The sequence below is a fragment of the Oleomonas cavernae genome, assembly GCF_003590945.1.
GTDB lineage: Bacteria > Pseudomonadota > Alphaproteobacteria > Zavarziniales > Zavarziniaceae > Zavarzinia > Zavarzinia cavernae.
Map to the genome: position 1 here is coordinate 1,924,143 of NZ_QYUK01000011.1, position 22,173 is coordinate 1,946,315.

At 68.3% G+C, this 22,173-nt stretch carries 26 protein-coding genes; 18 read left to right on the forward strand and 8 right to left on the reverse strand.

Going from position 1 to position 22,173, the window contains the following annotated elements:
• The first annotated feature begins 2 nt into the window (after positions 1-2).
• Genes D3874_RS13040 through D3874_RS13060 form a run of 5 tightly spaced genes read left to right on the forward strand, consistent with a single transcriptional unit; the run spans position 3 to position 4,665 of the window.
• Positions 3-1,496: an HAL/PAL/TAL family ammonia-lyase gene (locus D3874_RS13040; protein ID WP_119778471.1), complete on the forward strand. Its 1,494-nt coding sequence runs from the start codon at positions 3-5 to the stop codon at positions 1,494-1,496.
• Positions 1,489-2,715 (forward strand): N-methyl-L-tryptophan oxidase, encoded by a 1,227-nt coding sequence (gene solA / locus D3874_RS13045; protein ID WP_119778472.1) that lies wholly within the window; start codon positions 1,489-1,491, stop codon positions 2,713-2,715. Before D3874_RS13040 ends, solA begins: the two co-directional genes overlap by 8 nt.
• Positions 2,716-2,717: 2 nt before the next feature.
• Positions 2,718-2,966, forward strand: coding sequence for a DUF3297 family protein (locus D3874_RS13050; protein ID WP_119778473.1), 249 nt, complete (start codon positions 2,718-2,720; stop codon positions 2,964-2,966).
• 35 nt (positions 2,967-3,001) lie between these two features.
• Complete coding sequence (locus D3874_RS13055) at positions 3,002-3,949, forward strand: DUF4253 domain-containing protein (protein WP_119778474.1); 948 nt, start codon at positions 3,002-3,004, stop codon at positions 3,947-3,949.
• A gap of 2 nt (positions 3,950-3,951) precedes the next feature.
• On the forward strand, positions 3,952-4,665 hold the full coding sequence (locus tag D3874_RS13060; protein ID WP_119778475.1) for a hypothetical protein: 714 nt from the start codon (positions 3,952-3,954) through the stop codon (positions 4,663-4,665).
• Between the two features lie 127 nt (positions 4,666-4,792).
• Here D3874_RS13060 and D3874_RS13065 read toward each other — a convergent pair whose 3' ends face one another.
• Complete coding sequence (locus tag D3874_RS13065) at positions 4,793-5,206, reverse strand: nuclear transport factor 2 family protein (protein ID WP_119782275.1); 414 nt, start codon at positions 5,204-5,206, stop codon at positions 4,793-4,795.
• Between the two features lie 87 nt (positions 5,207-5,293).
• Here D3874_RS13065 and D3874_RS13070 point away from each other — a divergent pair, with 87 nt between their 5' ends.
• From D3874_RS13070 to D3874_RS13080, 3 genes are read left to right on the forward strand one after another with little or no spacing between them, the layout of a single operon-like run.
• Positions 5,294-6,220 carry a LysR family transcriptional regulator gene (locus tag D3874_RS13070; RefSeq protein ID WP_119778476.1) on the forward strand — a complete coding sequence of 309 codons (927 nt, stop codon included), beginning with the start codon at positions 5,294-5,296 and terminating at the stop codon, positions 6,218-6,220.
• 1 nt (position 6,221) lies between these two features.
• Positions 6,222-7,328, forward strand: a complete 1,107-nt coding sequence (locus D3874_RS13075; protein ID WP_119778477.1) for a helix-turn-helix domain-containing protein — start codon at positions 6,222-6,224, stop codon at positions 7,326-7,328.
• Between the two features lie 56 nt (positions 7,329-7,384).
• Positions 7,385-8,767 (forward strand): serine hydrolase domain-containing protein, encoded by a 1,383-nt coding sequence (locus D3874_RS13080; protein WP_119778478.1) that lies wholly within the window; start codon positions 7,385-7,387, stop codon positions 8,765-8,767.
• Here D3874_RS13080 and D3874_RS13085 read toward each other — a convergent pair.
• Positions 8,764-9,378 (reverse strand): TetR/AcrR family transcriptional regulator, encoded by a 615-nt coding sequence (locus D3874_RS13085; RefSeq protein ID WP_158595987.1) that lies wholly within the window; start codon positions 9,376-9,378, stop codon positions 8,764-8,766. The genes D3874_RS13080 and D3874_RS13085 overlap by 4 nt on opposite strands.
• A gap of 95 nt (positions 9,379-9,473) precedes the next feature.
• On the opposite strand from D3874_RS13085, the gene D3874_RS13090 reads away from it, so the two are divergent.
• The 3 genes from D3874_RS13090 (at position 9,474) to D3874_RS13100 (ending at position 13,404) form a co-directional block, all read left to right on the forward strand.
• Complete coding sequence (locus D3874_RS13090) at positions 9,474-10,589, forward strand: phosphotransferase (protein WP_119778480.1); 1,116 nt, start codon at positions 9,474-9,476, stop codon at positions 10,587-10,589.
• An 11-nt stretch (positions 10,590-10,600) separates the two neighbouring features.
• Positions 10,601-11,710 carry a hypothetical protein gene (locus tag D3874_RS13095; protein ID WP_119778481.1) on the forward strand — a complete coding sequence of 370 codons (1,110 nt, stop codon included), beginning with the start codon at positions 10,601-10,603 and terminating at the stop codon, positions 11,708-11,710.
• A gap of 548 nt (positions 11,711-12,258) precedes the next feature.
• A complete protein-coding gene (locus D3874_RS13100) occupies positions 12,259-13,404 on the forward strand; it encodes a PA0069 family radical SAM protein (protein WP_338016715.1) in 1,146 nt (381 codons plus the stop codon).
• Here D3874_RS13100 and D3874_RS13105 read toward each other — a convergent pair.
• The 3 genes from D3874_RS13105 to D3874_RS13115 are packed head-to-tail and all read right to left on the reverse strand — an operon-like array spanning position 13,401 to position 15,640.
• Positions 13,401-14,189, reverse strand: coding sequence for a polysaccharide pyruvyl transferase family protein (locus D3874_RS13105; protein WP_119778483.1), 789 nt, complete (start codon positions 14,187-14,189; stop codon positions 13,401-13,403). The genes D3874_RS13100 and D3874_RS13105 overlap by 4 nt on opposite strands.
• A 22-nt stretch (positions 14,190-14,211) precedes the next feature.
• Positions 14,212-14,994: a DUF2182 domain-containing protein gene (locus D3874_RS13110; protein WP_119778484.1), complete on the reverse strand. Its 783-nt coding sequence runs from the start codon at positions 14,992-14,994 to the stop codon at positions 14,212-14,214.
• A 10-nt stretch (positions 14,995-15,004) separates the two neighbouring features.
• Positions 15,005-15,640: a DUF1326 domain-containing protein gene (locus tag D3874_RS13115; protein WP_119778485.1), complete on the reverse strand. Its 636-nt coding sequence runs from the start codon at positions 15,638-15,640 to the stop codon at positions 15,005-15,007.
• Positions 15,641-15,724: 84 nt separating this feature from the next.
• Here D3874_RS13115 and D3874_RS13120 point away from each other — a divergent pair, with 84 nt between their 5' ends.
• The 5 genes from D3874_RS13120 (at position 15,725) to D3874_RS13140 (ending at position 18,611) form a co-directional block, all read left to right on the forward strand.
• Positions 15,725-16,342: a ribonuclease HII gene (locus D3874_RS13120; protein WP_119778486.1), complete on the forward strand. Its 618-nt coding sequence runs from the start codon at positions 15,725-15,727 to the stop codon at positions 16,340-16,342.
• Between the two features lie 52 nt (positions 16,343-16,394).
• Positions 16,395-17,534, forward strand: coding sequence for a site-specific DNA-methyltransferase (locus tag D3874_RS13125; protein ID WP_119782276.1), 1,140 nt, complete (start codon positions 16,395-16,397; stop codon positions 17,532-17,534).
• Between the two features lie 18 nt (positions 17,535-17,552).
• On the forward strand, positions 17,553-17,795 hold the full coding sequence (locus D3874_RS13130) for a DUF4160 domain-containing protein (RefSeq protein WP_119778487.1): 243 nt from the start codon (positions 17,553-17,555) through the stop codon (positions 17,793-17,795).
• On the forward strand, positions 17,770-18,036 hold the full coding sequence (locus D3874_RS13135) for a DUF2442 domain-containing protein (protein ID WP_119778488.1): 267 nt from the start codon (positions 17,770-17,772) through the stop codon (positions 18,034-18,036). Before D3874_RS13130 ends, D3874_RS13135 begins: the two co-directional genes overlap by 26 nt.
• Before the next feature lie 104 nt (positions 18,037-18,140).
• On the forward strand, positions 18,141-18,611 hold the full coding sequence (locus D3874_RS13140; protein ID WP_119778489.1) for a DUF2867 domain-containing protein: 471 nt from the start codon (positions 18,141-18,143) through the stop codon (positions 18,609-18,611).
• Between the two features lie 152 nt (positions 18,612-18,763).
• On the opposite strand, the gene argC is transcribed toward D3874_RS13140, so the two are convergent.
• From argC to mutY, 3 genes are read right to left on the reverse strand one after another with little or no spacing between them, the layout of a single operon-like run.
• Positions 18,764-19,720: an N-acetyl-gamma-glutamyl-phosphate reductase gene (argC, locus tag D3874_RS13145; RefSeq protein WP_233559932.1), complete on the reverse strand. Its 957-nt coding sequence runs from the start codon at positions 19,718-19,720 to the stop codon at positions 18,764-18,766.
• 49 nt (positions 19,721-19,769) lie between these two features.
• Positions 19,770-20,024, reverse strand: a complete 255-nt coding sequence (locus tag D3874_RS31605; RefSeq protein WP_338016716.1) for an HhH-GPD family protein — start codon at positions 20,022-20,024, stop codon at positions 19,770-19,772.
• A complete protein-coding gene (gene mutY / locus D3874_RS13150) occupies positions 20,021-20,851 on the reverse strand; it encodes an A/G-specific adenine glycosylase (RefSeq protein WP_338016717.1) in 831 nt (276 codons plus the stop codon). The genes D3874_RS31605 and mutY overlap by 4 nt, the downstream gene beginning before the upstream one ends.
• A 20-nt stretch (positions 20,852-20,871) precedes the next feature.
• On the opposite strand from mutY, the gene D3874_RS13155 reads away from it, so the two are divergent.
• Both D3874_RS13155 and D3874_RS13160 read left to right on the forward strand, forming a co-directional pair.
• On the forward strand, positions 20,872-21,387 hold the full coding sequence (locus tag D3874_RS13155) for a DUF721 domain-containing protein (RefSeq protein WP_119778491.1): 516 nt from the start codon (positions 20,872-20,874) through the stop codon (positions 21,385-21,387).
• Between the two features lie 76 nt (positions 21,388-21,463).
• Positions 21,464-22,171, forward strand: coding sequence for a DsbA family protein (locus D3874_RS13160; RefSeq protein ID WP_119778492.1), 708 nt, complete (start codon positions 21,464-21,466; stop codon positions 22,169-22,171).
• Positions 22,172-22,173 lie beyond the last annotated feature (2 nt).

The window sequence follows — 22,173 nt, forward strand, 5'->3', positions numbered from 1 at the left end:
CCATGACCGACATAGAACGCGACGCCAGCCTCAACTGGCGCGATGTCGCCGCCGTCGCGCAAGGGGCACGCCTCACCCTGTCGCCCGCCGCCCGTGCCCGCATCGGCCAGGCCCGGACGATCGTCGAGACCATCGTCGCGCGCCAGATCCGCGCTTACGGCGTCAACACCGGCGTCGGTGCCCTGTGCGACGTGGTGGTGGACATTCCCAAACAGCGGGAATTGTCGCGCAACCTGCTGATGAGCCACGCCTGCGGTGTCGGCGATCCGCTGGGCACCGCCGAGACGCGGGCGATCATCGCCGCCCAAGTCAACAATTTCGCCCATGGCCATTCCGGCGTGCGCCTTGCGGTGGTCGAGCAGATGCTGGCCCTGCTGGCCGGCGACTGTTCGCCGGAAGTTCCCGGGCGCGGTTCGGTCGGTTACCTCACCCACATGGCCCATATCGGCCTGGTGCTGATCGGCGAGGGCACCGCGATCCACCAGGGCGCGCGGGTGACCGGCGGCGATGCCCTGAAAGCGCTGGGCCTGGCACCGCTGGTGCTGGAGGCCAAGGAAGGCTTGAGCCTGGTGAACGGCACGCCCTGCGCGACCGGCCTTGCGTCCCTGGTGCTGGCGCGCAGCCGGCGCCTGCTCGACTGGGCCGATGCCGCCGCCGCGATGAGTTTCGAGAACCTGCACGGCCAGCCTGCCGCCTATGCCGCCAAGTCGCTGACCTTACGCGCCTCCCCCGGCCTGCTGACGGTGGGGGAGCGCCTGCGGGCGTTGATCGAGGGCAGCGAGATCCTGGCGGCGGCGGTGGGCAAGCGCACCCAGGATGCAATCAGCCTGCGCGCCGTGCCCCATGTTCACGGCGCCGCCCGCGACACCTTCGATCACGCCGCCGCGGTGGTCGACCGCGAACTGGCGGCGGTGACCGACAACCCGCTGGTCGCCGGCACGCCGCAGGCACCGGAGGTCTTTTCGCAAGCCCATGCCATGGGCGCCGCGATCGGCCTGGCGATGGACAACCTGGGGATCGCGATCGCCGAGGTCGCCGCCATGTCGGAACGGCGCCTGGACCGGCTGGTGAACCCGCTGGTCAGTGGCCTGCCCGCCTTCCTGGCGGCCGACGGCGGCGCCTGTTCGGGCTTCATGATCGCGCAGTACACCGCCGTGTCGCTGGTCGCCCAGAACCGCCGCCTGGCCGCCCCGGCCAGCCTGGACGGCGGCGTCACCTCGGGCCTCCAGGAGGACCACCTGTGTCACGCGACACCGGCCGCCTTCAAGGCGCTGGAAATCCTCGACAATGCCGAGCGGATTTTGGGGCTGGAACTGCTGGCGACGGCCCAGGCCTATGAATTGCAGGCGACCGCGGCGCGCCGGGCGCCTGGTACCGATGCGGTCTATCGCCTGATGCGCAGTGCCGTCGCGCCTTACGCCGACGACCGGCCGCTGGCCGGCGACATGGAACGCGCTCGCGACCTGGTCCGCCACACGGACTTGGGCCATGACTGAACAGCAATTCGACGTCGCGGTGATCGGCCTGGGCGCCATGGGGGCGCAGGCGGTGGCCCACCTGGCGGCCCGCGGCATCAAGGTGATCGGCATCGAGCGTTTCGGCCCCCTGCATGATCGCGGCTCGTCCCACGGCGACAGCCGGCTGATCCGCCTGGGCTATTTCGAGGACCCGGCCTATGTCCCCCTGCTCCACCGCGCCTACCGCAACTGGCGCGACCTGGAAGCGCGGGTGCGCGAAGACCTGCTGACCATCACCGGCGTGTTGCAGATCGGCAAGCCCGGCTGCCACATCGTCGACGGCACCATCGCCGCCTGCAAGCTGCATAACCTGCCCTACGACCTGCTGGACCAGGCCCAGGCGGCGCGGCGCTATCCGGCGTTCCAGCTCGATGCCGACGAGGTCGCGGTACTGGAACCCGAGGGCGGCTTCCTGCGGCCCGAGGCGGCGACCCTGGCGGCCCTGCGCGTGGCGGGTGCCGACGGCGCCATGCTGCACTTCAACGAACGGGTGCTGGGCATCACACCTAGCGACGGCGGGATGGCCGTGGCGACCGACCAGGCCCGCTACCGCGCCCGCACCGTGGTGGTCGCCACCGGCTCCTATATCGCCGGCCTGGTGCCTGAACTCGACCAGATCGCCGTGCCCATCCGCGTCGTGGTCGGCTGGTTCCAGCCGCGCGACGGGCTCAACACCGCCCTGGGCCGCATGCCCGGCTTCCTGCGCGACGAGGGCGAGGCCGGCTCCTTTTTCGGCTTCCCCGTGATCGGCCGCGACGGCGTGAAAGTGGGCAAGCACGCCCATTTCCGCGAGGTGATCGATCCCGAGGCGCCCAATGCCCCGGTGAACGAGGCCGACCGCGCCCTGCTCGAAGACTTCATCGCCCGGCGGGTGCCGGCCGCGGCCGGCGTATCGGTCGGCTACGCCACCTGCCGCTATACCATGCTGCCGGGCGACGATTTCCTGATCGACCGCCTGCCCTCGGACCCCAGCGTCATCGTCGCCTCGCCCTGTTCGGGCCACGGCTTCAAATTCGCCAGCGTGGTGGGCGAAATCCTGGCCGACCTCGCCACCACCGGCGAAAGCAGCCTGCCGATCGAGGCTTTCTCGTTCGCAAGCCTCGCCCGGCGCCTGGGAACCGGGGCGGATTTGGCATTCGGGCGGCGGGCGGCTATTACTACGCCCCGTAAGTTCCCAAATCCGCCGAATGGTTCCTGAAGATGAGCGACACCCTGCCCGACCGCCTGTCCACCAATCCCAGCAGCCCCTTCTATGACGAGGCGGTGCTGAAGCGCGGCGTCGGCATCCGCTTCAACGGCGCCGAGAAGACCAATGTGGACGAATATTCGGTCTCGGAAGGCTGGATCCGCGTCGTCGCCGGCGCCGCCAAGGACCGCCACGGCAACCCCATGACCATGAAGCTCAAAGGCAAGGTCGAACCCTATTTCCGCGGGCCGGAAGAGGCGTAAACTCGGGGCTGGACAAATGCTGGCGGTGACCACCGATGCAGCGGCGCACCTTCCTGCGATCCTTGAGTGGATTGGGTATCAGCCTTGCCGGCTTTGGCCAGTCCCGCTGGCTTGGGGGCAGAAGGGCCATGGCACAACCGCGTGATCCCGAGGAGATACAGGCCGAGATCGCGGCGGCCTATGCCCGCCTGGTAGCAGCATTGCCCTTCGAGCGCGTGGAAACGACCGGACGCGAAGCCTTCGGGCGCTGGCAACAGTTGCGCGACGAGGGCCGCGCCTATCCCGTCATCATCGGTGATGACGAAGCACTGGACCGAGTCGCGGAGCAGTTTGCTCGCTCGTCGGCGGGATCGCCCGAGTCAATTCTCATGGCGGCAACATCGCTGCGCCATCCGCAAAGCTTGATCGACCACCTTGCCGAGGCGGAGGCCCAAGCCGAAGCCGCGCTAGAGGAATTGCAGCCCCTGTTCAAAGCCAAATGGGAAGAGGGAATACGCAACGGCGGCATTCCGGCACCAGGCAGCGACCAAATGCGACGCATGCTGGAGTCCGTCCCGATCCTCCAGGCGCCGGCGTACCCCTCCCCTGGGGAAGCGCACGCCGTGCCGGGGCCGATGATCATCGCGGACTATCGCGGCAACTACTATCCGAGGGTTCATATCCTCTTGATCCCAGCAAAAGAAATGGCGGCGGTTCCCGCCTTTCTGAGGTTGGGCGGGTGGGACGCCTACCCCCAACCCGAATACCAAGTTGCCGCTTTGCGGTCGTGGCACAAGCGGCTTGGCGCTGAGTTGGTCTGCGCAAGTAACGATAGGATGGACATTCTCGTCCACTGTCGGCCACGCGACGAGAGCGAAGCAATGGCTCTCGCCCGGGAAATCCATGTCTTCTGCCCTGACGTGGTGAATCAGGGGCCTGGTCCGATAGAAGACTACGCGGTGTATCTGATGCAAAACGACTGGTGGAACCTCTGGTGGGACTGACAATGTCCCCGATCACTACCGAGCGCCTGGCCGAGGTAGCCAGCCTGCGGATGGGCAAGCGGGCGGCGAATACGGCACGGGAATGGTGCGCGATGGAGGCCGTGGCCTATGTCGCGGGCGAGCCGTGGTCGGACAGCCCCGCCTGTGTCTGCCCGACCCTGGCATCCTTCGGCCGGGCCTGGAACGACGCGTTGCCGGACGCGCTGCGCAACGCCTTGCTGCTGCCGCTGATCCCGCGCTTTGTCGGCACCGCCGGCACCGACGGGCTCACCGAGCGCCGCGCCATGGTGGCGGTGGACTGGCTGGTCCGGTCCTATGTGCCGGCCGCCCTTCGCCGGGCCGGCCTGATCGTCGAGGCCGACCGGCTGGCCGGCCTGCCCGAGATCAACAGAATGGCCCAGGTCGCCGCGATGCGCGGGGTGCTCCTCGCCGTCCAGGCCGAGGCCGAGGCCGCGAGGACCGCGGCGGCCCAGGCGGCCGGCGAGGCGGGCTTTGGCTCACCACAGGATCGGGCGGCGGCCATGGCCGCCTGGGATCTCGCACGGGATGCCCGGGATGCCACCGGCGAAGCCGTCTGGGCGGCCGACTGGATCGATGCCGGCGACCCCGCGAGCGCCGCTGCCCGACCCGCCTTCGTCAAGGATCCCGGCGGGATGCTGGCAACGGACCTGCGCGACCTGATGATTCGCATGATCGAGGTCGAGGAGACTGCTTAACGCCCCCTCGTCATTCCGGCGAAGGCCGGAATCCATCGTCGTGCAGCAGGAGTTGCAACCGGATAGGTCGCGCTGTCCCAGCCATGGATTCCGGCCTTCGCCGGAATGACGGGGAGGATGTCTTGTTCTATGCGGCCTCGGCCGGGTCGCCCAGCGCCTTGGTAACCAGCTCGGTGTCCAGGTACTCGGTCAGCTCACGCAAGCGGCCCTCGGCCAGGCGGAAGACATAGCAATAGCGGTTGTTGTAGGGCACGCCTGCCTTTGTCAGGTTCTGGCCGTGAGCCAGGACCACCACATGGTCGCCATCGGCGATGAAGCGGTCGGCGATGGTCCTGATCCTGTCGGGGATGACCGCGCGGAGCGATTTGAGCAGATCGCCCAAGACCGCCTCCTTGCCCTCGAAAGTCCTGGACCATTTCGTCGTCCCCATGATGGTCCACCGGAAATCGTCGGCCATGGCGGCGACGAAAGCTTTCGAGTTTCCCTGCGCCAGGTCGTCGAAGATCGCTTGCATCAGTTGCTTGTTGTCGGTCGCTGTCATGATCGCCGCCTCCTTGGGGATGGGCGGATCCTCGGGCAACGGCGATCATTCTTCCAATCGATAGGGGGTATAATGTAAATTCGCCCCATGAATTTATCCGCCCTCGACCTCAACCTGCTCGTCGCCCTCGATGCCCTGCTGGCCCAGGCCAGCGTCGGCCGGGCGGCGGCGCGGGTGGGGCTGTCGCAGCCGGCCATGAGCCATGCCCTGCGGCGCCTGCGGGAATTGCTGGACGATCCCCTGCTGGTGCGGGTGGGGGCGCGGATGGAACTGACGCCGCGGGCGCAATCCTTGCGCACGCCGCTGGCCCAGGCGCTGGAACAGGTGCGCGGCCTGTTCGCGACCGAAGGCTTCGAGCCGGCAACCAGCCATCGCCGCTTTACCCTGATGATGCCCGACCATGTCATCGACCTGCTGCTGCCCGGCCTGATCGACAAGGTGGCAATCCAGGCGCCCGGCGTGCGGCTGGACGTGGCGCCGTGGCGCGGCCCGGCTAGCATGACCGCGGACCTGGCCCGCCAGACCGACCTGGTGGTGGGCTGCACGGCGGATGCCTTCGCCGGTTTTCACCGCCAGCGCCTGTTCGCCGACACCGAGGCCCTGGCGGTGCGGCGCGATCACCCCCTGGGCAACCAGCTCGCCCAGCTCGACAGCTTCCTGGCGGCGCCGCAGATCGCCGTCATCGGCCGCGGCCAGCGGGAGGACCCGATCGACCTCTGGCTGCGCGAGGAACGCCTGGAACGCCGCATCGCCCTGGTCGTACCCAATTACCTGCAGGCCCTGCATATCGCCGCCCGTACCGACCTCGCCGCCTTCGTGCCGCGCCGCCTGATCGAAATGCTGGCAACACCCCTGAACCTGATCGCGGTGGCCCCGCCGGTCGACCCCGGCACCTACGAGGAGTTCATGTTCCATCCCACCCGCGCCCAGGTCGATCCCGGCTCGATCTGGCTGCGCGGCCTGGTGCTCGAGATCGGCCGCGGCCTCGACCGGGCCAGGCGGCAGGCAGCCTGAGATGAACGAGCTTTCCCTCGGCGCGGTCGACCTGCTGATCAGGGGCGGCGTCTGCCTGGTCTTGCTGTTGGTGGCGAGCCTCCTGCTGCGCGATCACGGCAGGGTCGCGGCGGCCCGCCTGGGCGCCTTCTTCGCCGCCGGCACCGCCACCTATGCCATCGCCTCGGCTGCCAGCTTCCATGGCCACATGGGCTGGTGGGGCCTGCCGCTGCTGATGATCGCCGCCGGCAACAATGTGGTGTTCTGGCTGTTTGCCTGCGCCCTGTTCGATGACGGTTTCCGCCTGCGCCGCCGCCACGGGGCGGTGTGGCTCGGGGTCGTCGTGCTGGGCTCGACCTGCGCCCTGGTGCTCGATCCCGAGCAAAAGCGGATCGCCGCCGCGGCCCTGACCTTGACCGCCTTCGGCTTTGCCGCCCTTGCGGTGTGGCAGACGGTGGCGGACTGGCGGGCGGACCTGGTCGAGCCGCGCCGGCGTCTGCGGGTCTTCATCGTCGCCGCCTCGGCCAGCTATATCGGCCTGAACGCGGCCGCCAATCTGCTCGGCTCTTATGATGCCGCCCCCCTGCTGACCAGCGTGATCGCAGCCGGCGGCCTGGCGGTGATCGCGGGCGGCGTCGCCTGGTCCCTGCTGGGGGTCGGCCCGGGCGAGGCCCTGTTTCCCGCCGCCCAGGCGCAGATCCCCGTACCGCCACCGGCGATCGACGGCGGCGACCAGCGGCTGATCGTAGCCCTGGAACGGGCCATGGCGGTGGACCGCATCTATCGCCAGGAGGCGCTGACCATCGGCGACCTGGCCGAGCGCCTGGGCATCCCCGAATACCGCCTGCGCCGCCTGATCAACCAGGGCCTGGGCCACCGCAACTTCAACAGTTTCCTGAACGGCCATCGCATCGCCGAGGCCAAGGCAGCACTCGCCGATCCCGCCCAGGCGGCGGTGCCGATCCTGACCATCGCCCTCGATGCGGGTTTCGGCTCGCTGGGCCCGTTCAACCGCGCCTTCAAGGCGGAAACCGGCGTCACGCCCACGGAATACCGCCGGGCACCGGCCGATTCCGGAATCGGCGAGGCGGTTTCAGTTTCGGCGAGGCCGCTTTCGAAATCGGCGTGAAGGCCGCGGCACGGCGGTTTAGCTCCTGAGGCACCACTTGCCCAAGGAGAGCCATCTTGCCTCGATCCAAGCGCGTCATCGCCCTCGCCGCCACCGCGGCCCTGCTCGCGGCCGTTGCGGCCTGCGCCTCGGATATCGACCGGGCGGTGGGGACGGCCACCGGCTTTGTCAGCCATCAGCTCTGCTCCGCGGTCTTCGTCTCCAAGCTCGACCCGGACGAATTCTACCAGCAGGCGATCGCGCCCAGCGGCGGCCCGATCGGCTTCCTGTTCGGCCGCGAGATCGATTACGAGCACACCAAGGTAAGTGCGACATTCGCCGGGCTGGGGACCAGCGAGGCGGTCTATCGCGGCCAGCTCGGCTGCCTGATCAGCCACGGCCCGCCGGCGCCGGCGGTCGATATCGAGGCACCGGCGCCAGCCGCGCCGGCGGCGACCGCCCCCACCGACCCGCGCCTGACGGCGGCTCTCGACCATGTTTTCGCGGAGACGGCCGAGGCCCCTCATCGCTGGACCAAGGCGGTGGTGATCCTGCATGACGGCAAGATCGTGGCCGAGCGCTATGCCCCGGGCTATGGCGTCGACACGCCGATCGCCGGCTGGTCGATGACCAAGTCGGTGACCAATGCCCTGATCGGCATCCTGGTGCGCCAGGGCAAGTTGAGCGTGAACGGCCCCGCCCCCGTCGCGGCCTGGGCCGATCCGGCCGACCCGAGGCACACCATCTCGATCGACAACCTGCTGCGCATGGCCAGCGGGCTCGACATCGGGGATTCTGTTCACGCCGGCTTCACCTCCATTTTCGATCGATCGACCCAGATGCTGTTCGTCGAACGCGACATGGCGGGCTTTGCCATGGCCGCGCCGCGCACCGGCCCGGCGTGGCGTTATGCCGACGGCAACACCCTGCTGCTGTCGCGCATCATCCGCGACCAGGTGGGCGGCGATGCCGCCGCGGTGATCGGCTTTGCCAGGCGGGAGTTGTTCGACAAGCTGGGGATGCAGCATGTCACCCTGGAATTCGATGCGACCGGCACGCCCATCGGATCGAGCCACATGTTCGCCCCCGCCCGCGCCTGGGCCCGCCTGGGCCAGCTCTTCCTCGACGACGGCATGGCAGGGGGCGACCGCATCCTGCCCGCGGGCTGGGCCGACTATTCCGCCACCCTGACGCCGGGCAGCGAGACCTACGGCTATGGCGCGGGCTTCTGGACCAATCGGGGCGACAGCGACGGTGCGCGGATCCGCCTCGGCTTCGGCCTGCCGGCCGACGCCTACATGGCCCGCGGTTCCTTCGGCCAGTATGTGGTGATCGTTCCCTCGGCCCGGCTGGTAGTGGCGCGGCTGGGGCTGGCCTATACGCCCTACGACGACATGGAGACGGTGGCGCGCCTGGTGGCCGAGACCGTGGGCGCGCTGGGGGCGAGCGCCATGCGCTAGGCCCCCATGGCAAAGACCGCCTCGGCCATGGTAGCGGCGAACATGCGGATGCGGTGGCGGGGGCTGCCCAGGAAGTTCATCTGGGCGATCATGTGGCAGGCGCCGAAGATGAAATGGGCGGCGTCCTCGACATCGATCGACGGCTTGAACTCGCCGCCCCCCGCACCTGCCCTGACGATGGCGCGGAAGACGTCCAGCGTCTCCTCCAGCGAAGTCAGGAACTGGGTCCGCACCGCGCCGTCCGACGAGGTGGTCCAGTCGAGATAGACCTTCAGCACATCCGGCCCGGCGGCGGCGAATTCGACCACGGCGGCCAGGATCGCCTCCAGCTTGCCCCGCGCCGTGGCGGCCGTGGCCGCGCGTTCGCGCAGCATGCCCACCGTACGGCGGTGAACCTCGGCCAGGACGCTGGCGACCAGGTCGTCGCGGGTCGGGAAATAGGTGAACACGGTCGGCGTCGCCACCCCGGCGACCTGGGCAATCCGGGCATGGCGGGCGCCGCCGATGCCGCGTTCGGCGAAGACCGCCAGGGCGCAGTCCATCAATTGCTCCCGCCGCTCGCTGGGCTGGAGCTGTGGCGCACGGCGGGTCTTCTCGATAGCGCGGATCATGCCCCTGAGTCTAATCCCATTGACAATATTATCAATGACTGAATACTCACTGGCATAGATGAGATCGCCGGTAGGCGGCATGTCGGGGAGACGTCATGGTCAAGGAGAATGCCGCCGGCAAGGCGGCCGCGCCGCCTCGCCCGCCCTTCGTGGACGCGCCGCTGGCCCTGGGGCCGGACTGGTTCAACACGCTGTTCGCCCACAGGGGACCGGCCGCCGACGTGACCGCGGTCGAGGCCCGGGCGATCGGCACCGGCCAGGTCGGCACCAATGTCCGCTACAGCCTGGGCTTCCGGCAGAACCACGCCGGCCTGCCCCAAACCCTGGTGGGCAAGTTCCAGTCGCAGGACGAGAAGAACCGCATGGCCGGCAAGGTGCTGGGCCTCTACGAGCGCGAATACCGCTTCTACGACACCTTCGCCGGCAGTGCCGCCCGCATCGCGCCGGGCCTGTTCTACAGCGACTACGACGAGGCGACCGACCGAGTCACCCTGCTGATGGAGGACATGGCGCCGGCAGTCCAGGGCGACCAGCTCGCGGGCTGCACGCTGGCACAGGCGGAACTGGCCATGGATGCGGCGGCGGTCCTGCATGCCAGCCACTGGAACGATCCGATGCTCGACACCTATCCCTGGCTGCAATTCACCAGCGCGGCGCCGCCGCCGATGATCACGCCTGATTTCATGGCCGCCCTGTGGCCGCAGTTCAAGGATCGCTACGGCGACCGCGTCTCGCCCCGGGCGGCGGCGATCGGCGATGCCTTCGTCGCCGGCTTGGCCCTCTGGGCGGAAGGCTACCGCGGCCCGAAATGCCTCAGCCACGGCGACTTCCGCCTGGACAACATGCTGTTCGGCGGCCGCCACCGGCCCTTGGCCGTGGTCGACTGGCAGACCTTGAGCCTGAGCGGGCCGGCCAACGATGTCGCCTATTTCCTGGGGGCGGGCCTGGTCGAGGCCGACCGCCGCCGCCACGAGGAACAACTGGTCCGCCACTATCACACCCGCTTGAGGGAAGCGGGGATCACCGACTACCCGTTCGACGCCCTGTGGCGCGACTACCGCTGGTTCAGCTTCTCAGGGCTCCAGATGGCCTTCGCCGCGGCGATCCTGGTCGAGCAGACAGCGCGGGGCGACGCGATGTTCCTGACCATGCTGCACCGGCACGCCGACCAGATCGAGACGCTGGGCGCCCTCTCCCTCCTGTCCCCCTAATCGAGGTTCCCATGCTTACCAAGGCCGACGACTACCCGATCCACCAGACGCCGGAACCGATCGCCTTCGCCGGCACGGACCGCAACTTCTACGACCGCTATTTCTTCAACGGTTACAGCGACGATGGCGCGGTCTTCTTCGCCGCCGCCCTGGGCGTCTACCCGCACCTCAACATCATCGATGCCTCGTTCTGCGTCGTGGTCGACGGGGTGCAGCACAACCTGCACGCCTCGCGCCACCTCAACATGGAACGGCTGGATACCCATGTCGGCCCGATCGCCATCGAGGTGGTGAAGCCCCTGGAAGTCCTGCGCATCGCGGTCGACGGCAACGAGTCCGGCCTGCGCGCCGACCTCGAGTTCCACTGTCGGGCCAGGCCCCTGAAGGAGCCGCGCTTTACCCATCGGATCGGCCCGCGCACCTTCATGGACCTGACCCGCCTGACCCAGAGCGGGCGCTACGAGGGCTGGGTCGAGGTCGCCGGCAGGCGCATCGAGATTTCGCCCGACCGCTTCACCGGCACCCGCGACCGCAGTTGGGGCGTGCGCCCGATCGGCGCGCCCGACCTGCAGGAATTCGCCCCGCCCGCCCCCTTCCAGTTCTACTGGCTGTGGGCGCCGCTGAACTTCGGCGATTGCAGCACCCTGTTCCACGTCAACGACGATGCCCAGGGCGAGGCCTGGAACAACAATGCCGTGATCCAGCCCCTCGACGGCGGCGAGGCCAAGGAGATGGCCAGCAGCCATGCCGCGGTCAGCTTCATCCCCGGCTCGCGCCACGCCGCCAAGGCGTCGCTGTTCTATCGCCACCGTGGCGGCGGCGAGACGCGGATCGACCTCACCCCGAAGTTCCACTTCTACATGATGGGCCTGGGCTACGGTCACCCGGAATGGCCGCACGGCGGCAACAAGGGGCCGCTGGCGATCGGCCATGAGGTGCTGAAGCTGGCCGAGGTAACCGGCTATTTCCCGCCCCACCTGCATATCCAGGCCTTCGTCACCGCGACCATGACCCGGCCCGACGGCAGCATCGGCCAAGGCCGCGGCGTGCTCGAGCAACTGATCGTCGGCCCCCACGCCCCCTCGGGCTTCAAGGACATCCTGGATCCGGCAGCGGGCTGAGAAAATGAACCCTGAAGGCCAGGGCGTTTCCCTTCCATCCCCACCACCCAAACTCGTCATGCCCGGCCTCGTGCCGGGCATCCACGTCGGGACAGTGCACGTCCGTTGACGGAAGAAGCAGCTTGCCGACGTGGATGGCCGGGACTTCGCCCACGGCTGTCCGGTTAAGGAAATCGGGCGCGGGAGGCCACTTCCTTCGGGTGGTTTTCTTTCCATCCTCACCACCCTAACTCGTCATGGCCGGGCGAAGTCCCGGCCATCCACGTCGGCAAGCTGCTTCTTTCTTCAACGAAGGTGGCTCGTCCCGACGTGGATGACCGGGACAAGCCCGGTCATGACGATTGAGAGTGGTACGCATATGCCTTGAAACAACCCGATTTCCTTAACCGGACAGCCGTGGGACTTCGCCCGGCCATGACGGTTGAGCGTGGTGCGTACTGGGAGTGGAAGGCCCGCCAACAATCGTTCCCTATTTGTTCTTTTCCTGCTAGGCTGCGGCTATGGTCGATGGACGCGCACCCAAGGCGAAGAACGGATCCGGGCGGATCGTGCCCCGGCCTGTCACCGTGCGCCTGGAGGAGACGGCGGAAACGGCGGGCCGGCAGGAAGGCACGGCCAAGGTCGATGCCGCCGCCCGGGGTGGCCGGGGTACCCTGTCCAATGCCAACGGCCGCTTCGAGCGCTTCGACGCGGTCGCCTTCGATGACGGCTGGGGCCAGGGCGACGAGCCGGCGCCGCGCATCGAGACGCGGGTGCAGACCGACAAGTCGCGCACCATCATCACCCGCAACGACAGCCCGGATATTTCCTTCGATCGCTCGATCAATCCCTACCGGGGTTGCGAGCACGGCTGCACCTATTGCTTTGCCCGGCCCACCCACGCCTATCTGGGCTTTTCCCCCGGCATCGATTTCGAATCCCGCATCCTGGCCAAGCCCGACGCCGCCCGCCTGCTGGAGGGGGAACTGGGCGCCAGGTCCTATGCCTGCCGGCCCATCGCCATGGGCACCAACACCGATCCCTATCAGCCGGTGGAGAAGAAGCTGCGCATCACGCGCGGCATCCTGGAGGTGCTGGAGCGCTGGAACCACCCGCTGACCATCGTCACCAAGTCGGCCCTGGTGCAGCGGGATATCGATATCCTGGGGCGCATGGCCAGGCTCAACCTGGCCAAGGTGGCGCTGTCGGTCACCACGCTGGATCGCCGCCTGGCCCGCCGGATGGAACCGCGCGCGGCCACCCCAGAGAAGCGGCTGGAAACCATCAAGGCCTTGAGCGCCGCCGGCGTGCCGGTGGGCGTGATGACCGCGCCGATGATCCCCGGGCTCAACGATCATGAGATGGAGGCGATCCTCGAGGCGGCGGCCAAGGCCGGCGCCACCATCGCCGGCTATGTCATGCTGCGCCTGCCCCTGGAGATCAAGGACCTGTTCCAGGAATGGCTGGCGGCGGCGGTGCCGGAGCGGGCCGGCCGGGTGATGGCCCTGATCCGCGACATGCGCGGCGGCAAGGCTTACGACTCGACCTTCGGCCTGCGCCAGCGCGGCACCGGGCCCTATGCCGACCTGATCGCCCAGCGCTTCCGCCTGGCCACCGCCCGCCTGGGACTGGACATCTCGCGCCGGCCGCTGGACATCACCAAATTCCGCCGGCCGCTCGAGCGTGACGATCAGATGGCCCTGTTCGGCGACTAGGCCGGCTTCAGCGGCGCGGCCGCCACCAGGGCATCCAGGGTCAGTAACGCCGGGCGTTGCCGGGCGTTGCGGGCATGGTGCTTGCGCCCCTCCTTCACCGTCGAGACGAAATCGCATTCAAAGCCGATCGAGCTGGAAAAATCCGCCCATTTGAACGGCACGTCGATCTTGCGGTCGTTGAGATAGGCGAAGGGCACGCCGTAGGCATGGGCGACGACGGCGCCGTGCAAGGAGGCGGTCAGCACGAAGTCGGCGGCGGCGATGGCATCGATCAGGCGATGGCAGGCGGCCCGGTCGGGGCTGATCCAGGGGCTGAGCACGACGTCCGCCCCGGTCTGCTTCAGCAGGGCGGCATCGCTCATGCTGGTGCCGACATGGCGGATGCACAGGGCCTTGCCGGCGAAATCCGGCGCCGGCGCCGGCCGGTAGAAACGTGGCAGCAACAGGCCGGGATCGCCGATCGGCGTGGTTCGCGGCAGGCCCAGCACGGCCCGGGTCAGCAGGCCGCGCACGCCGCAGAATTTGGCCGCCTTGCGGTTCGCCGGCGCAAGGTCGTGGGGATGGCGCAGGCCGCAACCCCAATAGACGATGCGGCGATGGCCGGCGGCCCGCGCCGCCTCGACATAGAGGTCGGAGATCACGCTGCCGATCAGGTGGATTTCGCCGTCGATCCAGTCGGTCCGGCCGCGAAACAGGCCGTCATAGAGCAGCTCGGTCAGGTAGTCGCCGAAATTGGTGCGCGGCTCGCCCCGGGTCCAATAGGGAATTCGATCAGGCAGGGACATGCACGCAACCTCGACGCCGCAATCAAGGCGCCGCCACCACGGCAAGACCGCCAAGGCACAGGATTACGCCGATCGCCCGCCCAAGCCAGCGCAGATGCGCCAGTTTCTCGATCAGCACCAGCACCGCCAGCCCCGCGACCCAGACCAGGTTCATCGCCCCGCCGACAAACAGCAACAGCATCAGGCCCCAGCAGCAGCCAAGGCAGTAGAGCCCGTGCTCCACCCCCATGCGGAAGGCACCCAGGCGGCCGGGCCGGCTGTGGCGCTGCAGGAAGGTGAAGGGGGCCTGGCAATGGCCCAGGCAGGCCGCCTTGGCCGGGGTGAGCTGATAGATCCCGGCGGCGATCAGCAGCAGCCCCGCCACCGCCCCGTTCGAGACCTGCATCATGCCGTCCATCAGGCCGACACCGGTCAGCGCCCATTGCAGCAGCACGGCGCCCAGGCTGGCGACGCCCCAGATGGCGAGATAGCCGGCCGCGAAGATCACGGTCGGCGCAACCTGCCGGCGCCGGCCATAGGCCGCGTGGATCAGCAGCATGGGGGCGGCCGAGGGCAGCATCATGCCGACCATCATCACCCACCACATGGCAAAGACGATGAGCCCGTAGGCCGGCGTCCAGGGCGGCGCGGGCATGGCCATGGCGGCCCCCGGCAACCAGCCGCTCATGGCCGTCATCTCGAGGCCCGAGGCGCCCATGCCGGCGCCCGAGAGAAGATAGGCCCAGGCCAGCGCCGTAACCAGGGCGATGGCAAGGGCGACGATCAGCCGGTCGCGCCGCAGCAGCGCCTCGAGCGCGCCCGCCACGGCGGACGGATCAGCGGACGAGGCCCTGCCCCGTCATGTTCACCGGGGCGAAATGGGCGTGGCCCACGTCCCAGTCGTGCTTGATCGTCCCGAACGCCTTCACCGCCGAACTGGCGAATTCGGCTTGCGCAAATTCAAAGCTGTCGGCCATGACCACCCGGGCGCGATGGGTCGCCCCGGTGACCGGGTTGCGGATCGGCTCTGCCTTCACCTCGATCAGGCCGGGGACCGAGAAGCGGCCGATACAGGCCTCGGGATCGGATTCGAAGGTGACGTCGGCAAAGACCGGCTCGAGAAAAGTCTCGGTCATCGCCGTCATGACGTTGAAGATGGTGGCGAAGGGTTCGGTTTCCTCGCCCGCCGCAATCTTCATCAGGGCTTCGCGCTGCCGCGCATCGGCACGGCGATCGATGATGAGCTGGCCCGTCCCCTTGCCCAGGTGGATCGGCCCGGGCCAGGCAAAGATCACGGCGAAGCGCGTGTCGGCCAGCGAGACGTCGCCGAAATGCCCCTCGTCGATCTGGTAGCAGGCGGCGCCCCGGCAATGACCCTTGGTCGGCAGGGCATTGAACTGACAGGGACAGCCCCAATCACAGTTACACACGGAAATCTGCGTACCGCGGATCAGCCAGTCGATGCCGGGCATGGTCGCCTCCCCCGATGCGAAGGCCGCAGTGTACGCCTCGGCAGGGCCCTTGATAAGGCGGCATCGGCGCTTTATCGAAGAGCCATGCCGATTGCCCCCGCCCCGGACCTCAGCCGCGAGATCGCCCATGGCGGCATCGTCTGCGGCATCGACGAGGCCGGGCGCGGCCCCTGGGCCGGGCCGGTCGCCGCCGGCGCGGTGATCTGGCCGGCCGGCGTGCGCGTGCCCCCAGGCATCACCGATTCCAAGAAGCTGCGCCCGGCCGCCCGCGAGAAACTGTTCGAGCAGATCCTCTCGCTCGCCCATGTCGGCATCGGCGAGGCCAGCGTCGAGGAGATCGACCGCCTCAACATCCTGCAGGCCACTTTGCTCGCCATGCGCCGCGCGGTCGAGGCCCTGCCGCTCGCGCCAGCCCATGCCATCGTCGACGGCAACCGCAAGCCGGCCCTGCCCTGCACGGTCGCGACCCTGGTCAAGGGCGACGCCCTGTCCCTGTCGATCGCGGCCGCCTCGATCGTCGCCAAGGTGCATCGCGACCGGATCATGACGACGGCCGATGCGCGGTTTCCCGGCTACGGCTTTGCCCGCCACATGGGCTATGGCACGCCTGAACATCAGCAGGCCCTACAACGGCTTGGGCCCACAAGCTTCCACCGCACATCATTTAGTCCCATTAAAACATTGATTCACAAGGACTATTGACGTGATTCCTCGCGCGAATCAGGATGCCCTCGATGTGATTTGGGGCTGGATGATGCGCAACGTGGCGAAACTGGAACTGCCGCTCGACCAGGTGCTGGTGGGTGACTGCATCGAATTGATACGCGGCCTGCCCGACAAGTCGGTCGATCTGGTCTTCGCCGATCCGCCCTACAACCTGATGCTGGACAAGGGCACCCGCGCCGGCACCCTGCGCCGGCCGGACCAGTCGGTGGTCGACGGCGTCGACGATGCCTGGGACCGCTTCGCCGACGGCGGCAGCACGGCGGAATCCTATGCCGAATACGATCGCTTCACCCGCGCCTGGTTGTTCGAGGCGCGGCGCATCCTGAAGGATACCGGGGCGATCTGGGTGATCGGCTCCTATCACAACATCTTCCGCGTCGGCGTGGCCTTGCAGGACCTGGGGTTCTGGATGCTGAACGACGTGATCTGGCGCAAGTCGAACCCGATGCCCAATTTCCGCGGCCGGCGCTTCACCAATGCCCACGAGACCTTGATCTGGGCCGCCCGCAACGAGGCGCAGAAGACCTATACCTTCAATTACGATGCCCTGAAGACCCTGAACGACGACCTGCAGATGCGCTCGGACTGGCTGCTGCCGATCTGCGCCGGGGGCGAGCGGCTGAAGGGCGACGACGGTAACAAGGCGCATCCGACCCAGAAGCCGGAGGCCCTGCTCTACCGCGTCCTGGTCGGCTGCACCCATCCAGGTGACGTGGTGGTCGATCCCTTCTTCGGCACCGGCACCACCGGCGCCGTGGCCAAGCGCCTGGGCCGCCACTTCATCGGCCTGGAACGCGACGAAACCTATGCGGGCGTCGCCAGGGCGCGGATCGAGGCGATCGAGGTGGGCGACGATGCTCCCCTGTCGGTCACAAGGTCCAAGCGCGACGAACCGCGCATCCCCTTCGGCCATGTGGTGGAACGCGGCCTGATCCGCCCCGGCACCATGCTGTTCGACCAGCGCCGCCGCTGGGGCGCCAAGGTCCGCGCCGACGGCAGCCTGGTCACCGGCGACGCCACAGGCTCGATCCACCGGGTCGGCGCCCATGTCCAGGGGGCGCCAGCCTGCAACGGCTGGACCTTCTGGCACTTCGAACACCAGGGCAGCCTGGTGCCGATCGACTTCTACCGCAGCCGCCTGCGCGCCGAACTGGGCGCGGCGCACTAGGCCGTTGGGGCGAAGCCGATGCCAACCGTGCTTCGCCTCAACGGCTATCGGTTCTATTTCTACAGCCATGAGCCCAACGAGCCACCGCATGTTCATATCGACAAGGGCGGCTCATCGGCGAAATATTGGCTTGAAATACCTGCCCTGGCGCGCAATCTCGGCTTCGACGCGCGGACTTTGAGGGAAATGCTCGAAATGGTTCGGCACCATCGGGCGATGTTGTTGGAGGCGTGGCATGGCCATTTCAGCAACGGCGAGTGACATTCGGGTTCTCGGCGTGCGCGTCGACACCGATCGCCTTGTCGTCGACCTGATGGACGGCCGGACGATTTCCGTGCCGCTCGTCTGGTATCCGCGCCTGTTCGACGCGACGCCCGAGCAGCGCGCCCGCTTCGAGATTGCCGGCGGCGGCTACGGCATCCATTGGCCTGACATCGATGAAGACCTGTCGACGGAAGGCCTCCTGAGGGGCGCGCCCGCCGCGGCACGCCCGCTGCGGTGATCAATCCTTGAGCGCGGCTAGCTGCCGCAGCGATGATTTGGGTGATTGCGGGTGGCCTTGCCAGGGGCGCCTGATGGGGGCCTTCGGCCGAAGGAGACGCCCGCATGCGCATTCAATCGGTGCCACCTGAATCCAGCCTCCGGCCCCTGTTGCCCGGGGCCAGCTTCGCCGATGCCTTTACCGCTGTCATCGGTGGCCACGATCTCGACGCCGGGACCGCGGCCGCCCGTGTCATGGGCCGGTCGCCCGGCTGGATCCGCTGGCTGATGGCCTTGCGCAACGGCATCGTGGCGCCGCTGGGCCTGAAGACCGGGGGCGATGCGCGTGGGCCCAAGGTCGGCTTCTTCCCGGTGTTGAGCCAGGCCGCCGATCAGGTGGTGCTGGGCCTCGACGACAGGCACCTGGATTTCCGCGTCGCGGTCGTCGTCGCCGGGCTGGGTCCAGGCCGCCAGCGCGTCACCGTGACGACCCTGGTCCGCCCGCACAACCTGCTGGGCAGGATCTACCTGACGGCGGTGCTGCCGTTCCACCGGCTGATCGTGCCTGCCATGCTGGCCCAGGCGGAGAAGGCTTAGCGCTCCGCCTCCACCGTCATCCCGGACTTGATCCGGGATCCATGTCGATGCAGGGCCGGGACCACGCACCAGCCCATTTCCCCGGCTTTTCGCCTGCCATGCCGATGGATCCCGGATCAAGTCCGGGATGACGACTACTAGGGGGCTTCAGGTTACGCCGCCGCGCGGGCACCCTTGCTCAGGCCCAGCATGACCTTCAGGTTCTGCACCGCGGCACCCGAGGCGCCCTTGCCCAGATTGTCGAGGCGGGCGACCAGCAGGGCCTGGCCGCGCGCCTCGTTGCCGAACACGCGCAGTTCCAGGCGGTCGGTATCGTTCAGGGCCTCGGGCTCGATCCGGCCCTTGAGGTCGGCGGCGGGCTGCACGCTGACCAGGTCGCTACCCTGGAAATAGGCGGCGAGCAGGGCTTCCAGGTCGCCCGGCTTGGGCGCGCCCGCCAACAGGTCGAGATGCAGCGCCACCGTCACCAGCATACCCTGGCGGAAGGTGCCGACCGAGGGGATGAAGATCGGCCGCCGGACCAGCCCGGTGTAATTGTGGATCTCGGGCACATGCTTGTGCTCGAGGGTCAGGCCGTAGAGTTCGAAGGCCGGCGCCCGGTGCGCCTCGTAATCCTCGATCATCGACTTGCCGCCGCCCGAATAGCCCGAGACGGCATGAACGGCGATGGGATAGTCGGCCGGCAGCACGCCCGCCTCGACCAGCGGCTTCAACAGCGCGATGGCACCGGTGGGATAACAGCCGGGATTGGTGACGTGACGCGACGCGGCGATCGCCGCCGCCTGTTCCGGCGCCATCTCTGGAAAGCCGTAGACCCAGCCGGGCGCCACCCGGTGCGCGGTCGAGGCATCGAGGATGCGCGGCGCGGCATCGCCCAATTCGGCCGCCAGGGCGACGGATTCCTTGGCGGCGTCGTCGGGCAGGCACAGCACCACTGCATCGACCTGCGCCATCAGTTCCTTGCGGGCGGCGGGGTCCTTGCGCTTGTCATTGTCGATACTCCGGACGGTGATACCAGGCACGTCGCGCAGGCGGTCACGGATGCCAAGCCCGGTGGTGCCGGCCTCGCCGTCGATGAACACGCTCGCACTGCCTGCTGCCTTGGTCACTGTCTCAACTCCGCTTCTTCGCCGTCGCACCATATCATGGGGCGAGGCCCTACAATATATTCGCCGCGCGCAACACTTTCATGAATACGGTGGGCAGCCCGACATCGGGCAGGTGGGCCGGCCGGTGCCATTCCCCGGCCACGGCGAAGTCCGCCACCTTGGCCACTTCAACCCCCAGGATCAGGTGGAAATGGGTGAAGGTGTGTTCCACCGGCTTGGGCAGGGCGCGCCAGTCGGCCGGGCACGGCGGGGTGCCGGCGGGTGCGGCACCTTCCGTCCAGATCGTGCCGGGCACTTCCATCATGCCGCCCAGCAGGCCCGTGGGGGCCGGCGGCGCAGCAGCACGGCGCCGTCGCGACCGCGGATGGCGACATAGGCGGTGCCCAGGCGGGTCGGCCGCTCGGCCTTCTCGGCCTTGACCGGGTAGAGGGCGGCATCCCCTGTCGCCGCACCGTCGCACCAGCGCGCGACCGGGCAGCGGCCGCACAGGGGCCCACGCGGCAGGCAGATCGTGGCGCCCAGGTCCATCATGGCTTGGGCGAAGTCGCCCGGCCGGTCGGCCGGCACCAGGCTTTGCGCCAGGTCGCGGATTTCCGGCTTGGCCTGGGGCATCGACTCGGCAATCCGGTAGAGCCGGCTCACCACCCGCTCGACATTGCCGTCGACCGCGGCCACGGGGCGGCCGAAGGCAATGGCGCCGATGGCGCCGGCGGTATAGCCGCCGATGCCCGGCAGCTTGGCCAGGCCCTCGACCGTGTCGGGAAAGCGCCCGCCCTTGGCCGCCACGGCGCGGGCGCAGGCATGGAGGTTGCGGGCGCGGGCGTAGTAGCCAAGGCCGGCCCATTCCGCCAAAACATCCTCGATCGGGGCGTTGGCGAGCGCGATCACCGTCGGGAAGCGGTCGAGAAAGCGCCCGAAGCGCGAGAGGACGGTTGCCACCGTGGTCTGTTGCAGCATGATCTCGGACAGCCAGACCCGGTAAGGGTCGGCCGCGACGCCGGGATCGGCGCGCCACGGCAGGCGGCGGCGATGGCCGTCGTACCAGGCGAGCAAGGCCGCGGCGAGGCCGCTGCGGGGCCTGGACGCGGGAACCGGAAGGTCAAAGGCGAATTCGGAATCGACGGGCGGCATCGGCCCATTAGAGTGGCGCAATGAGCGGGCGATCAACCAAGACCTTCGAACCTTCGGCGCAACGGCGGTTTCGGACCGAGCGTGCCGCCGCGCGCCTGCCCGCCCTGCTGCGCAGCGTGACCGGAAAGCGCGGCTTTGCGGCGGCCGAGATCATTACCCATTGGCCCCTGATCGTGGGCGAGCGCCTGGCCGACTGCACCCTGCCGGAACGGCTGAAGTTTGATCGCGGCGAGAATCAGGGCGGTACCCTGGAGGTCCGAGTCGAAGGGCCGCTGGCCCTGGAGCTGCAGCACCTGGAACCCCAGATCATCGAGAAGGTGAACAGCTTCTGCGGTTTCCAGGCCACGGCCCGGCTTAAAATCTCCCGCGGCCGCTTGCCGCCGCGCAAGCGCCCCCGCCCGCCCCTGCCGCCCCTGCCGGCCGAGGAGAAAGCGGCGATCGACCGCATGGTGGCCACAATCACCGACGATCATTTGCGCGCCGCCCTGTCTGCCCTGGGCCAGGCAATCCGCGCCCGAGCCCTCGCCGAGCGATGACGGCGACGCCTATATCTAGCGTGTCAACAAATCATCTGCCTTTACGACCCCCAACATCTTGTGGTGAGATTACAGAATGAATACGCGACGTACGATCCTGACCGGCGCCGGCATCGTGGCCGTGGGTGGCCTTGGCTGGCTGGCCGTGGATCGCCTCGGCCTGCTCGAGAAGAAGCCGGCCGCGACCGGCCAGGCCCCGGCCGCCCCCGCGGCGGCGCCCGCCCCGGCAAGCCCGCCGCCGGCTGCTGTCCCCGCTGCCGCGGTTGACGGCGCCTTCGTCCTGGGCTCGCCCGATGCCAAGGTCACGGTCATCGAATATGCCTCGATGACCTGCCCGCATTGCGCCCACTTCGCGACCACGACCTTCGCCGAGGTCAAGAAGCAGTTCATCGACACCGGCAAGATCCGGTTCGTCTATCGCGATTTCCCGCTCGACGGGGTCGCCCTGCGGGCTTCCATGCTGGCCCAATGCGCCGGCGCTGAGCGGGTCGAGCCGCTGATCGAACTGCTGTTCCGCTCCCAGGCGACCTGGGCCCGCGCAGCCGATCCGATCGCCGCCCTGAAGCAGACGGTGAAGCTGGCCGGTGTCGGCGATGGCCAAGCCGACGCCTGCCTGGCCGACGAGGCCCTGAAGAACAAGGTCGCGCAGTCGCGCTTCAATGCCGAGCGCGACTTCAAGATCGAGTCGACGCCCAGCTTCGTGATCGGGACCAAGGTCGCGTCCGGTGCGTTGACCATCGAAGAATTCACCAAGTTCCTGAAGGACAACGGCCTGCCCGACTGAGG